Source organism: Flavobacterium sp., from assembly GCF_046317795.1.
Lineage (GTDB): Bacteria > Bacteroidota > Bacteroidia > Flavobacteriales > Flavobacteriaceae > Flavobacterium.
Genome location: NZ_JBKCVI010000003.1, coordinates 1 through 17,071 on the forward strand (window position 1 = coordinate 1; position 17,071 = coordinate 17,071).

General features: G+C 36.4%; 10 protein-coding genes and 1 tRNA gene. 8 read left to right on the top strand and 3 right to left on the bottom strand.

Features of this window, described 5'->3' with window-relative positions; translation table 11 throughout:
- The 4 genes from ACK5ON_RS00050 to ACK5ON_RS00065 form a co-directional block, all read left to right on the top strand.
- The coding region (locus tag ACK5ON_RS00050; RefSeq protein WP_409818695.1) for a tyrosine-type recombinase/integrase at positions 1-1,272 on the top strand (1,272 nt) is incomplete at its 5' end.
- Positions 1,265-1,792 (top strand): hypothetical protein, encoded by a 528-nt coding sequence (locus ACK5ON_RS00055; RefSeq protein WP_409818698.1) that lies wholly within the window; start codon positions 1,265-1,267, stop codon positions 1,790-1,792. The genes ACK5ON_RS00050 and ACK5ON_RS00055, both read left to right, overlap by 8 nt.
- 136 nt (positions 1,793-1,928) lie before the next feature.
- Positions 1,929-2,432: a hypothetical protein gene (locus ACK5ON_RS00060; RefSeq protein ID WP_409818701.1), complete on the top strand. Its 504-nt coding sequence runs from the start codon at positions 1,929-1,931 to the stop codon at positions 2,430-2,432.
- 173 nt (positions 2,433-2,605) lie between these two features.
- Positions 2,606-2,953 (top strand): hypothetical protein, encoded by a 348-nt coding sequence (locus tag ACK5ON_RS00065; RefSeq protein WP_409818704.1) that lies wholly within the window; start codon positions 2,606-2,608, stop codon positions 2,951-2,953.
- Between the two features lie 197 nt (positions 2,954-3,150).
- Here ACK5ON_RS00065 and ACK5ON_RS00070 read toward each other — a convergent pair whose 3' ends face one another.
- Positions 3,151-4,203 carry a hypothetical protein gene (locus ACK5ON_RS00070; protein WP_409818707.1) on the bottom strand — a complete coding sequence of 351 codons (1,053 nt, stop codon included), beginning with the start codon at positions 4,201-4,203 and terminating at the stop codon, positions 3,151-3,153.
- A gap of 1,528 nt (positions 4,204-5,731) precedes the next feature.
- Here ACK5ON_RS00070 and ACK5ON_RS00075 point away from each other — a divergent pair.
- Positions 5,732-6,349, top strand: a complete 618-nt coding sequence (locus ACK5ON_RS00075) for a recombinase family protein (RefSeq protein ID WP_409818709.1) — start codon at positions 5,732-5,734, stop codon at positions 6,347-6,349.
- 78 nt (positions 6,350-6,427) lie between these two features.
- On the opposite strand, the gene ACK5ON_RS00080 is transcribed toward ACK5ON_RS00075, so the two are convergent.
- Positions 6,428-6,500 (bottom strand) — tRNA-Met (locus tag ACK5ON_RS00080).
- Between the two features lie 215 nt (positions 6,501-6,715).
- Between ACK5ON_RS00080 and era the strand changes: the two genes are divergently transcribed.
- On the top strand, positions 6,716-7,597 hold the full coding sequence (gene era / locus ACK5ON_RS00085; RefSeq protein WP_396174824.1) for a GTPase Era: 882 nt from the start codon (positions 6,716-6,718) through the stop codon (positions 7,595-7,597).
- Positions 7,598-7,600: 3 nt separating this feature from the next.
- On the opposite strand, the gene ACK5ON_RS00090 is transcribed toward era, so the two are convergent.
- Positions 7,601-8,107 carry a hypothetical protein gene (locus ACK5ON_RS00090; protein ID WP_396174822.1) on the bottom strand — a complete coding sequence of 169 codons (507 nt, stop codon included), beginning with the start codon at positions 8,105-8,107 and terminating at the stop codon, positions 7,601-7,603.
- Between the two features lie 95 nt (positions 8,108-8,202).
- On the opposite strand from ACK5ON_RS00090, the gene der reads away from it, so the two are divergent.
- Together der and ACK5ON_RS00100 are read left to right on the top strand one after the other, a co-directional pair.
- Complete coding sequence (gene der / locus ACK5ON_RS00095; protein WP_409818712.1) at positions 8,203-9,510, top strand: ribosome biogenesis GTPase Der; 1,308 nt, start codon at positions 8,203-8,205, stop codon at positions 9,508-9,510.
- A gap of 305 nt (positions 9,511-9,815) precedes the next feature.
- Positions 9,816-17,071 (top strand): SdiA-regulated domain-containing protein (locus tag ACK5ON_RS00100; RefSeq protein ID WP_409818714.1); only part of this gene is annotated, 7,256 nt, incomplete at its 3' end.

Below are 17,071 nucleotides of genomic sequence, written 5' to 3' on the forward strand. Positions count from 1 at the left end.
GTAATATACTACGGTGTTAATGGCATAATGAGATTTCCAACGGGTGTGAAAATTTCAAAGGTCAAAGATAAGCAAAATAAATTTAAGGAGTGGGACGCCAAGAAAAATATGGTTAGTTCAGATGTAGAGAACGCAACCAAAATGAATAAAGTTATTGCTGATTGGATTACCAAAGCAAATGATATAGTATCAAAAAGCCTTATCGATGGTGTTAAAATTACGGCACCAGAACTAGAAAAAGAGTTGACCGACATTAGAGAAGGTAAGATTCAAATTAAATCGGAGCTTTTCATGGTTAACTATTTGGAGTTTATGGAACGTAAAAGAACCCAACTTGTTGAACGAGTTGGTAAATCCGATATTAGTTTTTCAACTTACGGTACATTTAAAAGTACTATGGATGATTATGAAGCTGAAAAAGGCATAGTGCTAAAGGTGTCGGATGTTACTAACAAAGATTGGTTGGATGTGTTTCATACATGGCTTACAAAGACCAGACCTAAAGAAATTTTGCTAAAAAATGGCGAAACCTATAAATTTAAGACGATAGGTAAGCTTAAATCTGCTAGTATTGACAAAAGGTTTGAAGTGCTTACAGGCTTTTTCTCGTTTTTAAAAGAAAAAGAGTTGCTTAAAGACGATAGCTTTTTGAAAAACTATAAAAAAACTGAGATTGTTGTCACTTCAAAGATAAAAACAACGCTATCAATTAGTGAAATACATACGCTATATGCACACAAATTTGAAGATGAAACTAAAGAGAAAGTTAAGCTAATTTTTCTTTTTAGTTGTTTAACGGGTTTTCGGTGGAAAGACATAGAAGACTTCAAAAAGGTTTTTATTATGAATTTTAAAGGCAGAAAGGTCTATAAACATGTTGCATCTAAAACAAAGAAAAAACTAAATAAGGTTGCTACTATACCGCTATCAAATTTAGCTATCGAGATACTAGATAAATTAGATTACAATCTAAAGCAATTTTCAAATGGTTACACTAATTTGGTGTTGCACGATTTACTTAAAGAAAGTAACCTTTTTAGTGAGGTGACGCTAGCAGAAGATGCAGAAACAGGTAGGCAGTTAAAACGTTACGAATTGTTGTCAATGCATAGGGGACGTGATACTTTTATAACTAATTTAATAAACATTGTGCCTTTGCACGAGCTGATGAGTTATACAAGTCATGAGAAGCTATCAACGCTGCAGAAGTATATTGACTACACCAGAGATATTAACCCAGAATACGTAAAAATATTTGATAAAAATGAATAGTTCAGATAAAAAAGCAATCTTTATTTCCGTTTTCCAGATGGCTAGATACGGAGAATTAACTAAGACAGACCAAAGTGAAATTATGTCTGCTTTGTTTACTTACGGTATGTCAATAAAACCCGATGAGGTTAACACAGTATTTAAAGACATTAGAATGGGTACTAGAAAGCTATTGGAACAAACTGAAATGTGTATTGATTCCACCTTAGACAACCTTAGAGAATTTCACGAAAGAGTTAAAGAAATAATAGACAAAGAAGAAAGTTTGCCTAGCGGTGCAACCATTGGTGACGATGCTGAAACGATAGGTTTTATTAGTTCCTTGGTTAAGGACGCATACAATTTTTCGCAAGCTGAGAAGGTTATAGGTATTGCTCGGCAGACAATTAAGGCACATGCTGAAAAAGGGCTGCACTCGTTGAAAACAACTAGAATTTCAAAGACGGACTATATAACCAGAGAAAACTTGATAATATACTACAGGGACTATTTTAAGAAAGATGGGTGGGGGTTTTATTAGGATTTATAAGAATTAATTTTTATATTTGAAAAGAATAAAGCGAAACAAACCTTCGTGTATACAACCTAATTTGGGTGGATTTGCGAAAGTTTGTTTCGGGTATATACAAGTTGTGTGTAATGCTAAAACTACTTAAATGAGAAATATCATTTTAATATTATTCTTTACAACCATAATTTACGGACAGAATTCGGAATATAATTCTGATGAAGAATTGTGTATTCAAATTAATACAGCAGTAAAATATTTAAAAAACGACAAAGATTTAAGCATTAATAATTTTAGATTTGATTCAACAATTGAAAATGGTTCTCTCTACGAATTTTATTTTTCAACTGAATATGTAGCAAATCAATTGGGAATCGAAACGGAAAAACTTTTTGAATATGACAAGACAAAAACTTATCCGATTTATAAAAAACTCGCAGAAATTGAATACAAAATTTCGGAATTAAGATTGGATTGTTTAAAAAAGAAAATAAAACCGAACGCAAAACTTTCAAAACTAGATAAAGATAGTTTGGTAATCAACATTACAACAAATCGTGTTGGAAAAGAAGGCTCAAGTGGAATTGCATTTATTTTCTTTTTTGAAAATGGAAAAATAACTAAAGTGTATAGAAAAGGATGGATTTCATAAAAGCACTACACACAACAGCGGTTTGGCTCAATGGCTGGTTTTGTATTTCAGTAGGCGGAAAAACATCGAATAGAAAAATTGAGTACTTTAGATAAATAATTTAATAACCCGCCACTGCGCCAAGCCGCGGAACGTTGGCAGTAATTCCCTGACGATTATTAGAAATTCATATTATGAAAATAAAAATTTTACTATTTTCCTTATTAATATTAACTTCTTGCAAAAAAGCAGAGACTAAAAATATAATTGGAACTTGGAATTTAATTAGTGGAGAAATTATTGAATATCGAAATTTTGACCATTTAATATTTAAGAAAGATAATTCATTTATAATTGATAAAGCGATTGAAGATAATATGGAAATCAATATTCATGGAAAATATCAATATGAGCAGAAAAAAATAATTAGAATGAAATCTCCAATAATTGATTTGAAATTTAAAATACTTAAATTAGATGAACACGAAATGGAATTGGAAAATGAAAGCTCAAAAAAAATTATTCGATGTTTTAGAGAATAAATAAGGAACTACTGCCAACAGCGGTTTTGCGCAATAGCTCCAAACCGTTGTTGTTGAAAATCCTCTGGATTTTCAACTCTGCTTTCATAACAATATTTTGCTTAAATTGCCGCTACCGACGCAAAGCCGCGGAACGTTAAAATGACTTTAAGTCATGTTGATCGATTCTGCGCAGCAGAATCGATACTAAATAGCTATTAATACTTAACTATTGACTTAAGTTTTGCAACTACTTGTTGTGTTATTCTAACACCATTAAAATCATTGTATTTTTGCTCTCTTGCCTGTTTAGCGATATACTGAACGAGTTCGTTCATAGTTATATTAGAGTAGACAATATCGTATATTATGTTCATAGTGTCGTCAGCGTCATAAGATAGCATCGGCAATACATCATATAAGTTTACTACCTCATCCAATGCAAATTTTGGTAGTGCTACCGCTTGTGGTTCTGCTGTAGTTGCAGCAATAACTACAGGTGACGCACCATCAACTTTAACACAGGTGTAAACACCATGCTCTAGTATAATTCGGTTCATGGTTTCAACCACAATAGCTTTATCCTTTTCTTCGCACAGCAACGCATCGTAAACGTATAGCACATTAATTCCTATGGTGCTGAGGTGTTTTATAACATCGGTCATAACACCCACCTCAACACCAAACATTTTGGCTGAGGTCACTTTGTAGCCGTGCTTTTTTTTGTCGTTGTATATGCGTGATAACATATCGGGTTCGTGGATTGAGTAGAACGCAAATAGCGGTGATTTAAGCATGGCTAACCATTGCTTGTTAAAAAAGCTTAGGTGCTCAATTTTAATGCTTTTGACGTCAATACCTGTTCGCTCAGCAACGTTCTGATGCGTTAAGTAAGTTAGTTTGCCATCGTATATTTTGATAGCTATATTTGGGTGTAATGCGGTGTAATCGCACTCAGCTAATTTGGTACCATCAACGGTAATTTGTTCACGAATCCAAGCGGGCATAAGTGTAAACGAATCAACCACACGACCACCACTTTTTTCATCACCAACACCAGGTATCATAAACCCTCTATTTGTCAAAAACTCAAAAAGTTTGATGTTGTCTTCAACAAAGCTCCTATTGTCGGCATCTTTCCAATAGTCGTTAATGTGGTTGTTACGCATAGTAAGTATTTTGCCTTTTTTGGTGCGGTGACCATCTTTTGCCAAACGTTTACCAACAATCAAAAGCTCTTTTGATGTAGGCAACTCGATTTTAGGGTACATTTTAATAAGGTTGGAGCAGATAGGGTGCTCCATAGCTTCGTTTAACTGCTCATAAAAAAGCCTGTTTTGATTCAGTACGATTCCCGCATCTTTGATAATGTATTTAACCAGTCCCGCTTTTAGATAAATATCGGTTAAGCGGTACTTTTTGCAATATTCACGCTCTAGGTAACTATCGTTAACTTCAATAAATGCACCTTTGGATGTGCCATGCTTTAATACATCGATAATTCGGGTATATATATAGGTGCTGCTCTTGGATTTCGTTTGTTGGTGCAATATTGTAGCGTTAAGTGACTTCCATTTGTCGTCAGTATAATAGGTGCTGCATAAGTTGGATAAAAACACTAGGCACTTTTCGACTGCTACATCAACATCGCTATCAATGGCTCTAAGCATGCCTTTAGGCACATACTTGCGTAGGTTGTATTCTGATTTTTTGGGTATAAGCAACGAATTTACATTCGGGAACTGTAATGCTAATTCTGCTAAGTTGTAATCATTTTGGAGGATTTGGATGTCCTCAGTATCACCCGTAAGTGATAGGTAATCGGTTTTAATGTTCATTTATATTCTCTTATTCTCGTAATTCCGTTAGGAATGTTATGGCTCTTGGGATTTTACTTGGTAAGAGAAGCTGGCAGAAGCTATCTACCAGCAACCAAGGTTTTTTTATGAGTTTACTCTCCTAAAACTGCTTTTCTTTAAATATACCGAAAATTTAAAAAAGAGTCAAGTGTTTGAGATAACAAAATGAAAAAAAACTTATAATAGCGGAAATTGAGCATACTATGATTATTGCTATAGTTGTGTAATACCTTATTATTACTACTATTATACTCTATTCTATTACTATTTTATTAAGTAACATATATGATAGTGTATTGTTAAGGTAGATGAATAAATAATAGAATTAATTGAAAGAAACTGTAATAATATGGTACTAAACTAGGATAATAGATAGTGATAATACATACTATATACCACTTGACGCTCCAGTATTTGCTATGATGGTTCTGGTGGTGCTAGTCCTTCCTTCCTGTATTAAGGTGGTAGTGTCCTCCCCTTCAAACGCTACGGATTCGATGATTTGTTATTTATCCTTAACGATGTTACCCCCGTTGCCTACTGCATAATGAAGACGTCCCGCCCTGTTCACATGATGTGCCGTTCAAATTTTTTTCAAAATTTTTGGCTGATTTTTTTGGAGCGAGTATTTATAGATAAACAACGCTATGAAAATTACGCTATCACTATCGCAATTCAAGAAGGTTCTAAAATCGGAGCCTATAAAGTTTCCTGTATCATTCAGAGGTGAAAACTTCACTGAAAAAGAATTAAACGACTTATTGGATTTGTTGCAAACTACCTAACGTACCAAAAATAGGCTATACTCAAAACTAGCCCTTGAATACTTGATGTTCTCAACGCATTATATGTCTTTTTTTTATACCAAAAACAACCACCCTAAATTTGGTATATTAATTAATTTTATTTATCTTTACAAAAAATTATAAAGAGATAAGCTATGCAGGCTAGATACGTTAGAACGAGTCATTTATCGCAATCAAATGAACGCCAGATTTTAAAGCAAAATATAGGTGAGAAAATCTATATAGATAAAGTAAGTGGGGTTATTCCTTTTGAGTCAAGACCACAAGCTAAGGCTTTGTTAAAAGATATTACCGATTTAGGGATTACTTTTTTAACGGTAGACTCAATTTGTCGTCTCGGAAGAAATACGCTAAATGTGATTTCAACTATTTCTGAGCTTCACAGGTTGGGTGTTACTATCAAAGTAGAGAATCTTGGATTAGAAAGCATGATGAACGGCAAAGAGAGTCCTACTTTTAAGCTAATTAGTTCTGTTATGGCGAATTTAGCAGAAATGGAACGTAACACACTGAGAGAGAGGCAGTTAGAAGGAATTGCTATTAGAAAAGCCAAAAAATTATATACAGGTAGAGAAAAAGGTACTACAGAATCAAGGGATGCGGTGCTAGCTAAATACCCAAAGGTGATTTTTTACTTGAAAAAATCTACTCCGCCTACACTTGAAGAGATAGGTGTTTTGTGTGGTTGTTCAAAAAACACCGTTCAAAAGGTGAAAAAGCTCTATTTTGAAAAGGAAGTAGTAAATTGTTAAGTCGCTGAAAAAAAGTTATCAACTTTGCTACAGATTTGCTACAGAAATGAAAAAACCCAGCAATTGCTGGGTTTCTAGTAGCGGGAACAGGACTCGAACCTGTGACCTTCGGGTTATGAGCCCGACGAGCTGCCTACTGCTCTATCCCGCGATGTTTCGAGTGCAAATATACAATGAATATCAAGAAATGCAACAAAAAATGCAAAAAATCTTTATTTCCTCTATTGAACTGATATGACTACCTTTGCGCCAATTAGATCAGAATACATGTCACACAAAGCAGGATTTGTCAACATTATCGATTTGATAGTAAGAGGAGAATGTCCAGTGGACATTCGGTTTTAAGAAGTGTTAAATAAAAAAAATATGTCGCATAAAGCAGGATTTGTCAATATAATCGGTAATCCAAATGTGGGAAAATCAACTTTGATGAACGCATTTGTTGGGGAAAGGTTATCCATTATTACTTCCAAAGCTCAAACTACACGTCACCGAATTTTAGGAATTGTGAATGGCGAAGACTTCCAGGTAATTCTTTCGGATACACCCGGAATTATCAAACCGGCGTATGAAATGCAAAAATCGATGATGGATTTTGTAAAATCGGCTTTTGAAGATGCTGATGTACTGATTTATATGGTGGAAATAGGCGAGAAAGAGTTAAAAGACGAAGCATTTTTTACTAAAATAATCCATTCTAAAATCCCAGTTTTATTACTTTTAAATAAAATAGATAAATCCAATCAAGACGAACTAGAAGAGCAAATTGATTTGTGGAAAAACAAAGTTCCCAACGCAGAAATTTATCCTATTTCGGCTTTAGAAAACTTTAATGTGAAAGAAGTTTTTGCTCGCATTTTAGAATTGCTTCCGGTTTCGCCTCCTTATTATCCAAAAGATGCTTTGACTGATAAGCCAGAACGGTTTTTTGTAAATGAAACTATTCGTGAAAAAATTCTCTTGAATTATGACAAGGAAATCCCATACGCTGTAGAAATAGAAACGGAAGAATTCCTAGAAGATGAAAAAATAATCCGAATTCGATCTGTAATCATGGTGGAGCGCGATACGCAAAAAGGAATTATCATTGGTCATAAAGGAGCTGCACTAAAAAGAGTTGGAATGCAATCTCGTGAAGATTTAGAAAAGTTTTTTGGAAAACAAATCCACATCGAATTGTATGTAAAAGTCAACAAAGACTGGAGAAGTAATGCCTATCAGTTACGACGCTTTGGCTACAACCAATAGCACTTAACTTGCCAAAATTTTTTCGAATTCGTTTTCCAAATCATTCATTTGGTCATTTCCTTTTTCACGCAATTGTCGAGCAATGACATAGAGTAAAAACCAAACGATGACCATAAAAAACATAATGACTAAATCCATCATCATAGGTTCTTTTAAAGTGTAATTGGAGTAGGCAAACATCCCAAAAAGTAAAAAAGTTCCAGCAACAAAAAAATGTAAAAACATAAAAAAAGTCCATAAAGTTTGGGCTGGCCCAAATAATCCTCTAATATGAGTGGCGTTTTTTTCATTGCCTTCCATTTCTTCTAGTACAATACTTAAATGGGGAGACCAATATTGATGTTTCTCACCCGATATGGTAAACTGAATGTAGTTGTCCCTGATTTTCATAAAAAAATCGGGAGATATTACCTTCCTATGGTTGATGAATTTTTGTTTTATCACATCAATGTTTTCATCTACATTTTTTAAAAAACGCAGACGCAGTCTGATTTCTTTATTAGTTTTCATGAAATTTTGTTTGATTGGTAATCCATACTAAAGTTAGTAAAAAAAATTGATATTGCGTTCTTTAATAGTACCTTTGCGCCATATTTAAAATGATTATGAACAATATTGTAGCCATAGTAGGAAGACCAAACGTAGGAAAATCAACATTTTTCAACCGATTAATACAAAGAAGAGAGGCAATCGTTGATTCGGTTAGTGGTGTTACTCGTGATCGAAATTATGGTAAAAGTGAATGGAATGGGAAAGAGTTTTCTGTAATTGATACGGGTGGTTACATTAAAGGTTCGGATGATGTTTTTGAAGCTGAAATTCGTCGTCAAGTTGAATTAGCTATTGATGAAGCAGATGCCATTATTTTTGTGGTGGATGTAGAAGAAGGAATCACACCTATGGATGCTGAAGTGGCAAAGCTATTACGAAAAGTAACAAAACCCATTCTTTTGGCAGTCAATAAAGTGGACAATGCAATGCGTGAAAAAGACGCTATCGAATTTTATAATTTGGGCTTAGGCGACTATTTTACTATTGCCAGTATCAGCGGAAGCGGTACGGGAGATTTATTGGATAAATTAGTAGAAGTGTTACCCGAATTACCCGAAACAACAGAAGAAGAAGTTTTACCACGATTTTGTGTGGTAGGTCGTCCTAATGCTGGGAAATCATCTTTCATCAATGCATTAATTGGAGAAGACCGATTTGTGGTTACCGATATTGCCGGAACAACCCGAGATGCTATTGACACCAAATACAACCGTTTCGGTTTTGAATTCAACTTGGTAGATACCGCTGGAATTAGAAGAAAAGCCAAAGTAAAAGAAGACTTAGAGTTTTACTCGGTGATGCGTTCCGTGCGCGCTATTGAGCATTCGGATGTAATTATTTTACTGATTGATGCAACTCGCGGTTTTGAAGGACAAGATCAAAGTATTTTTTGGTTAGCAGAGAAAAACAGAAAAGGAGTAATTATTTTGGTAAACAAATGGGATTTGGTTGAAAAAGACACCATGTCAACCCGAGATTATGAAGTAAAAATTAGGGAACAATTACAACCTTTTACTGATGTGCCAATTCTGTTTATATCAGCGTTAACTAAGCAACGTTTATTAAAATCATTGGAAGAAACTGTAAAAGTTTTTGAAAACAGAAAACAACGTATTTCAACTTCAAAATTCAACGACTTTATGTTGAAATTGATTGAGGCCTATCCGCCACCAGCATTAAAAGGAAAATACGTAAAGATTAAATACTGCATGCAGTTGCCAACACCTACACCTCAATTTGTATTTTTTGCCAATTTGCCTCAATATGTAAAAGAACCCTACAAACGTTTTCTTGAAAATAAAATCCGTGAAAACTGGGATTTTTCAGGAGTTCCGATTGATATTTATATTAGAGAGAAGTAATATATAATCCAAGTAAACTTAAATACTAAATTATTCAATCCTCAAAATCTCTTATAATAAGAATAATTGTAGCAATAATAAAATCTAAAATTTCTTATTGTAAAAAGTGATAAAATAGATTTGATAAATTCTATGTTTTTACTTTTGAAATGAGTTTGAATAAATATTTTTTAAATAATATCGTTTAACAACCTATTTATTCGCCAAAATGCACTGTTGAAATAGATTAAAGATATGTTAATATTTACTTAATAAACAGATGTTTACAGATGTATATTTTCGCTTGGTATTAAAACATCAACTTTATGAAAAACTATTTACATCTAAAATCAGCAGTCTTCTTGAATGCTCAAAATTTTAAAAAGAAAAAATCAAACTTAGGTTTTGTCTTCTTTTTTACACTACTGTTTTCTTTATTTGGATTCGTCCAAAATGCCACGTCTCAAACTACTATTTCGCAATGGACATTTGAACCGCTGCAAGGTACCAATGCCAACCCAACACCTAATACAGGTTCCGGCTCTGCAACTTTAGTTGGAAGTATGACAGGAGTTGCGACAGCAACAGGAATGCTCCTATCAGGAAGTGGATGTGGAGCCCAATCAGGTGCCAATCCTGGTGCTTGGGCAATTGCTACCGCCAATCCTGGTACAACTAATGAATCAAGCGGTGCTCAGTTTAATGTATCTACAGTAGGACGTTCAGGAATCATTGTGCAATGGGATCAACGTTTTTCCAACTCTTCGACCAATACTGTTAGATTACAATATACCACAGATGGTACTACATGGAATAATTTTACCATGACAGCATCGAATACGACCCTGTGTGCAGGTAGTTTGAATAATGGACGTTTTGAAAATAATGCAGGCGATGTGTACAGGAGAGTAATTGTAAATTTATCTGCTATTACTGCTGTTGATAATAACGCAAATTTTGGATTTAGGGCAGTTGCCGCTCATTACCAATCAACAGGACAATTTAGACAATCTAATACTCCCGCCAGTGTTGCAACAGGAGGAACATGGCGATTCGATAACGTTACGGTAAGTGGCACAGTAATTCCTTCCAACCCCGCCGTTAATCTCTCCGTTTCTGCCAACTCAGGAACAGAAGCAGGAACAACAGCCATCACTGTTACAGCAACTGCTTCTTCCGCCGTAACTGGTGATCAAACTCTAGCTTTAGGAGTATCTGGTACAAATATTACAACTGGTGATTATTCATTGAGTAATTCAACGATAACAATTTTAAACGGACAAACTACAGGTTCTGTAACTTTTACAGTTGTAGATGATGCTGTAGTTGAAACTACAGAAACAGCTACTTTAACTATCAGCAGTCCATCAGCTGGAATTATACTTGGAACAACAACTACTCAAAATATTGCTATTACTGATAATGATGTATCTGCAAATCCAACGGTTGCACTTTCGGTAAACTCAAACACAGGTTCCGAAGCTGGAACAACTCTAATCACTATTACAGCCACAGCTTCTTCTGCAGTTAGTGGAGATCAAACAGTAAGTCTAGGCGTTTCGGGAACTAATATTACAGCTGGTGATTATACATTGAGTAATTCAACCATTACGATATTAAACGGTCAAACAACAGGTTCAGTAACTTTTACAGTAACTGATGATGCATTAGTTGAAAGTACAGAAACTGCAACTTTAACTATAAGCAGTCCATCAGCTGGAATTACGCTTGGCACAACAACTACTCAAAATATTGCTATTACTGATAATGATAGTGCATCGACTATAGACCTTTCTACGTATGTAAGAGTAGGCCGTTATGATTTACCAGAACCAACAAGAACAGTTGCTCCAACGAATAACTTATTGTGTCAAGAAGCTTCGGCTGTAGCGTACAATTGGGATACTGATACGTTATTCATCACTGCCGACGGTAGTACTTCTGTTACTCAAGTATCAAAAACAGGTGTTTTAATTGATACGATGACCATGGCTTTAGGCGGCAGTCCGCAAGGAACGGATTTCTATGATACAGAAGGGCTTACCTATATTGGTGGTGGACAATTCGTAATGAGCGAAGAGCGCGACAGACAATTGGTAAAATTTACTTATGCTGCTGGTACCACACTTACAAGAGCCAATACGCAAACTGTAAAAATTGGAACATTTGTTCCGAATACAGGAACAGAAGGTCTTTGTTATGATCCAATTACAGGAGGATTTATCTGTCTTAAGGAAATCGATCCTATAGGGATTTTTCAAACAAATGTAGATTTTGCTGCTGGAACTGCTACAAATGGTTCGCCTACAACAGTGAACTCTGTTAATCTTTTTGACCCAGCATTGTTAGGTTTTATAGATGTTGCTGATGTATTTGTATTGGCCAACATACCTACGCAGTCAACGTCACCAAATCTTTTGGTATTAAGTCAGGAAAATGCCCAAGTGGTAAATATAGACAGAAACGGTAACATTGCTAGTACACTTACTATTGTCACTGATCCAGGAAATCCTCTAAATGTTGCTTCTCAGCAACACGAAGGAATTACTATGGATAATAACGGTAATATTTATATTGTGAGTGAAAATGGTGGTGGCGACATAAACCATCCACAATTATGGGTATATGCTCCTTCTACAACACCAAATCAAGCGCCAACTGCCATTGCGTTGACTAATACCGTTCCTAGCATTATTGAAAACTCAATAACTACACCAGCGGTTAGAGTTGCTGATATCTTGCTTACTGACGATGGTTTAGGAACAAATACATACTCGTTGTCTGGAGCTGATGCAAATAATTTCCAAATTACGGCATCAAGCTTGTTCATAAAACCCGGAACGGTACTTGATTTTGAAACCAAATCAACATACAACGTTACGGTAAATGTTGACGATACAACCGTAGGTGCTACACCTGACGCGTCAGTAAATTTTGTATTGTCAGTTACTGACTTAGTAAATGAAACACCACAACTTCCAAACGTAACTATTTCTGAAGTAGCTCCGTGGGGAAGTGGTAACAGTCCAGCGGCTGCCGATTGGTTTGAAGTAACCAACAACGGAACAACTGCTCTTAACATTTCTGGATGGAAAGTAGACGATAGTTCCAACTCGTTTGCTGCTTCACTTGCCTTAACAGGAATTACAAGTATTGCTCCAGGCGAATCAGTAATTTTCTTGGAAAGTTCCGCTTCTAATCCAGCTGCGACAGTTGTTGCTAACTTTAAATCACTTTGGTTTGGAGCCAATCCTCCAGCCAGTTTACAAGTGGGTACCTATCAAGGTTCTGGTATCGGATTAAGTACAGGTGGTGACGCGGTGAATTTATATGACGCAAGTGGCGTTTTACAAGCTAATGTTATTTTTGGAGCTTCTCCGACAGTTTTATTTAAAACCTTCAACAACGCAGTTGGACTCAACAATACTACAATATCTTTATTGAGTGAGGTGGGCGTTAATGATGCTTTTGTTGCCGTAAACGATGTTGCTGAAATTGGTTCTCCAGGTTCTGTAGGTCGTTTGTTTATTTCAGAAGTTGCTCCTTGGTCAAGCGGTAACAGCCCTGTGGGTGCTGATTGGTTTGAAGTTACGAATACAAAAGCTGTAGCCGTTGATATTACAGGTTGGAAAGTGGATGATAGTTCACAATCTCCAGCGGCTGCGGTAGCGTTAAACGGAATCACAAGCATCAATCCTGGGGAGTCAGTTATCTTTATCGAAACTAATGATTTACCAGGTAAAACTACAGCTTTCTTGAACAATTGGTTTGGAACTAATCCGACAGGAGGCTTACGCATCGGGAATTATACGGGTAGCGGAATTGGTTTAGGTACTGGAGGAGATCAAGTCAATTTATATAATACAACTAGTAGTACTCCACAAACTTCGGTATTGTTTGGCAGTTCTCCTGCTGCAGCTCCATATACCACTTTTGACAATAAAGCTGGTGTTAATAGTTTGGTTACACCAATTACACAATTTAGTGCCGTAAGTGTTAATGGAGCATTTATTGCTGCCAATAGCACTAATGAAATTGGTTCACCAGGTACAATTATAACAGCACCTTGTCCAACCATTACTGCAACAGCTACTCCAGCATTATCAACAGTATGTTTTGGTGCAACGACTACAGTTACGGTTACGGCAACAGGAGGAACATTACCTTATACTGTATCGGGAAGTCCGTTAACTGTTGGCGGTGGTACTTTTACTTACACAATTACTGATGCTAAAGGTTGTACTGCAACAGCTACAACAACGGTAACCTCTTTGCCAGCAGCTACGGTAGATCTTTCTGTGACAACTAATACAGCTTCTGAAACAGCAGCTACAATAGTTACTGTTACTGCAACTGCCACGGCACCTGTATGTGTTAATGAAACAATTTCTTTAGGTGTATCAGGAACAGGTATTACTGCTGCCGATTATACTTTAAGCAATGCAACAATTACAATCCCTTCAGGTTCAACTTCTGGTTCAGTTACTTTTACAGTAGTGAGCGACAATGCAGTTGAGCCACTTGAAACTGCTACATTAACTATTAGCAATCCTTCATCGGGAATTGTTTTAGGAACTACAACTACGCAAAATATCGCTATCAGCGATTTCGTATTTACATTACAAGTACTACACGCTTCAGATTTCGAGGGTGCTGTTGAAGCAGTTCAAGATGCACCACGTTTCGCTGCAATTGTAGACCAACTTGAAGAAAGTTATGTAAATACAATTAAGCTTTCATCGGGAGACAACTATATTCCTGGTCCATTCTTAAGTTCAGGAGGCGATCCGACACTTGCTCCAGTATATAAAACGGCTTACGAGAATTTCTACAATACAACGTTTACAAGCCCTCCTGTGAATTTAGCAGTAAGTATTGGTAGAGCTGATATTTCTATTATGAACTTTATTGGTATCGAAGCTTCAGCATTAGGTAATCATGAGTTCGATTTAGGTACGAATGAAATTAGAACAATGATTGCTGGTGCAAATAATACAGGTGCAACGACTACAACTTGGTATGGCGCACAATTTCCATATTTGAGTTCAAATCTAAATTTCAGTGGAGATTCAAATTTAGCTTCAATTTCAACAACCAATCGTTTGAGATTAAATACTAGCTTTATGTCCAGTCCTACTGAAACACCTGCTGCGATTTCAGCCAAAACCAAACTTGCTCCATCAACTATCATTATGAAAGGTGGTCAAAAAATTGGTATTGTAGGTTGTACAACACAAATATTAGCAAGTATTTCATCTCCCGGTGCTACAACAGTAATTGGCGGAGGTGCAAATGATATGAATATATTGGCAGGAATTGTTCAGCCAACGGTAGATGCTTTAATTGCCGATGGATGTAATAAAGTGATTCTTCTTTCTCACTTGCAACAAATTGCTTTCGAACAAGATCTTGCTACAAAACTAACTGGAGTAGATATTATTATCGCTGCTGGTTCTAATACATTATTAGCTGATGCGAATGACCGTTTGCGTGCAGGTGATGTAGCTGCTGGAACTTATCCTTTCCTTGCAACAGATTTAGCTGGAAGAACAGTGCCTGTGGTAAACACTGATGGCAATTACAAATACGTAGGAAGATTAGTAGTTGATTTTGACTCAGATGGTAACTTGTTACCAGCATCAATTAACGATGCTATTTCTGGTGTCTATGCAACTGACCAACAAGGATTAAATGATGTTTGGGGAGCCAATGTTGGCAATGCCTTTTTACCAGGTACTCGCGGCTATCAGGTGCAGTTGTTATGTAACGCTATCGGAAATGTAATTAATTCAAAAGATGGTAATCTCTTTGGTAAAACATCCGTTTTCCTTGAAGGACGTAGAAATTTTGTGCGTACAGAAGAAACGAATCTTGGTAATATTACATCTGAAGCTAATTTATGGTTAGCTAAGTTTTATGATCCTACTACTGTTATCTCTATCAAAAATGGTGGAGGTATCCGTTCTGCCATTGGAAACGTAATTGCAGTTGGAGACAATGTAACATTAGTGCCGCCAATTGCTAATCCTGGAGCAGGTAAACAATCTGGCGATATTTCTCAATTAGATATTGAAAACTCATTGCGTTTCAACAATCAACTTTCATTAATGACACTAACAGCAAGCGGCTTGAGAGCAATTCTTGAACATGCTGTTAATGCAACTACAGCTACTGCCACTCCTGGACAATTTGCTCAAGTTGCAGGTGTACGATACAGTTATAATTTCAGTAATGCATCTGGTTCAAAAATTTTGAATGCAGTGATTACAGATTCAGCTGGTAATGTTATCGATACCTTAGTGGTTAATGGTGTAACAGTTGGTAATTTGTCACGTACCTTCAGAGTAGTTACATTGAACTTCCTTGCAGGAAATGGAGATGGTTATCCATTTGTTGCTTCATCAGTTCCGGGAAGCAGACTTGATTTGAATACAGTGCCTGAACAAGGTCCAGCGATGGCATCGTTTGCGAATTCGGGTTCTGAGCAAGATGCGTTTGCAGAGTACATGAAAAATCAATTTAGTACCACACCTTATGGCATCGCTGATACACCACTAGTGAATGACTGTAGAATCCAAAGAGTACCAGCACGTACTGATAATGTATTGCCTCCAAACGCAGGTACAAATGGTACATTATCGATTTGTACGGGTACCACACTAACAACAGCACAGTTATTTTCTGCTCTTGGCGGAACACCACAAACAGGTGGTATTTGGAGTCCAGCTTTAGCAGGTGCGGGAGTATATACCTATACCGTTACTTCTCCATCTTGTTCAGGTTCAGCTTCTGCGACAGTAATAGTAAGCGAGACTCCACAACCACTATGGTATTTAGATGCTGATGGCGACGGATATTACACCGGAGCAGCCGTACCATCATGTACTTCACCAGGTGCTGGTTATACTAACGCTATTTTAACAGGAGGTAACGATTGTAACGATGCTGTTGCTACTATCAACCCAGGACGCACAGAAATCTGTTGGAACAACATCGATGATGATTGTGATGGTTTATTCTCAGAAGGATGTACACCAGTAGTGGTAAACATGGCTACTGCTAATAGTACAGTATTGCCGTCATTTGCTACAGCCGTTTCGGCTCAACCATACACTTTTGCAGGAGCTACCACGGCTACGTATCGATTTACGATAGTTAATTTACAAACTTTGGAAAGTCAAGAAGTGACTTCACCGACACGTTTTGTAGCTATTCCAGTGAGCATGCGTAATTTCAATGTTAGTTATACTGTAACAGCTGCTGCGGTAATTGATGGAGAGAATGTACCTTATGCAGGTAACACCATCACGGTGTTAAGTCCGATAGTACCGAAAATAAAACTAACAGGTTCCAGTTGTAACGTAACGTTGACTTCACTAAGTACTAGTATTAGTTCAACAGTAGGAACCAATGCGATTTCGTATACTTTTAGAGCCCGTTTAACAAGCGACAATGGACCAACGCCAACGTATTATTTCGTAACGTCGCCATCTCGTTTTGTTAACTTAGCTTCGTTTGTAGGTTTAGTACCTCAGTTTGGTACTAGTTATACCATTGATGTACAGTATACCTTCTTGGATAT

Coding starts and splice junctions, on each gene's coding strand:
- ACK5ON_RS00055 (WP_409818698.1), top strand. CDS start 1,265: ATGAATAGTTCAGATAAAAAAGCAATCTTTATTTCCGTTTTCCAGATG.
- ACK5ON_RS00060 (WP_409818701.1), top strand. CDS start 1,929: ATGAGAAATATCATTTTAATATTATTCTTTACAACCATAATTTACGGA.
- ACK5ON_RS00065 (WP_409818704.1), top strand. CDS start 2,606: ATGAAAATAAAAATTTTACTATTTTCCTTATTAATATTAACTTCTTGC.
- ACK5ON_RS00070 (WP_409818707.1), bottom strand. CDS start 4,203: ATGTACCCTAAAATCGAGTTGCCTACATCAAAAGAGCTTTTGATTGTT.
- ACK5ON_RS00075 (WP_409818709.1), top strand. CDS start 5,732: ATGCAGGCTAGATACGTTAGAACGAGTCATTTATCGCAATCAAATGAA.
- era (WP_396174824.1), top strand. CDS start 6,716: ATGTCGCATAAAGCAGGATTTGTCAATATAATCGGTAATCCAAATGTG.
- ACK5ON_RS00090 (WP_396174822.1), bottom strand. CDS start 8,107: ATGAAAACTAATAAAGAAATCAGACTGCGTCTGCGTTTTTTAAAAAAT.
- der (WP_409818712.1), top strand. CDS start 8,203: ATGAACAATATTGTAGCCATAGTAGGAAGACCAAACGTAGGAAAATCA.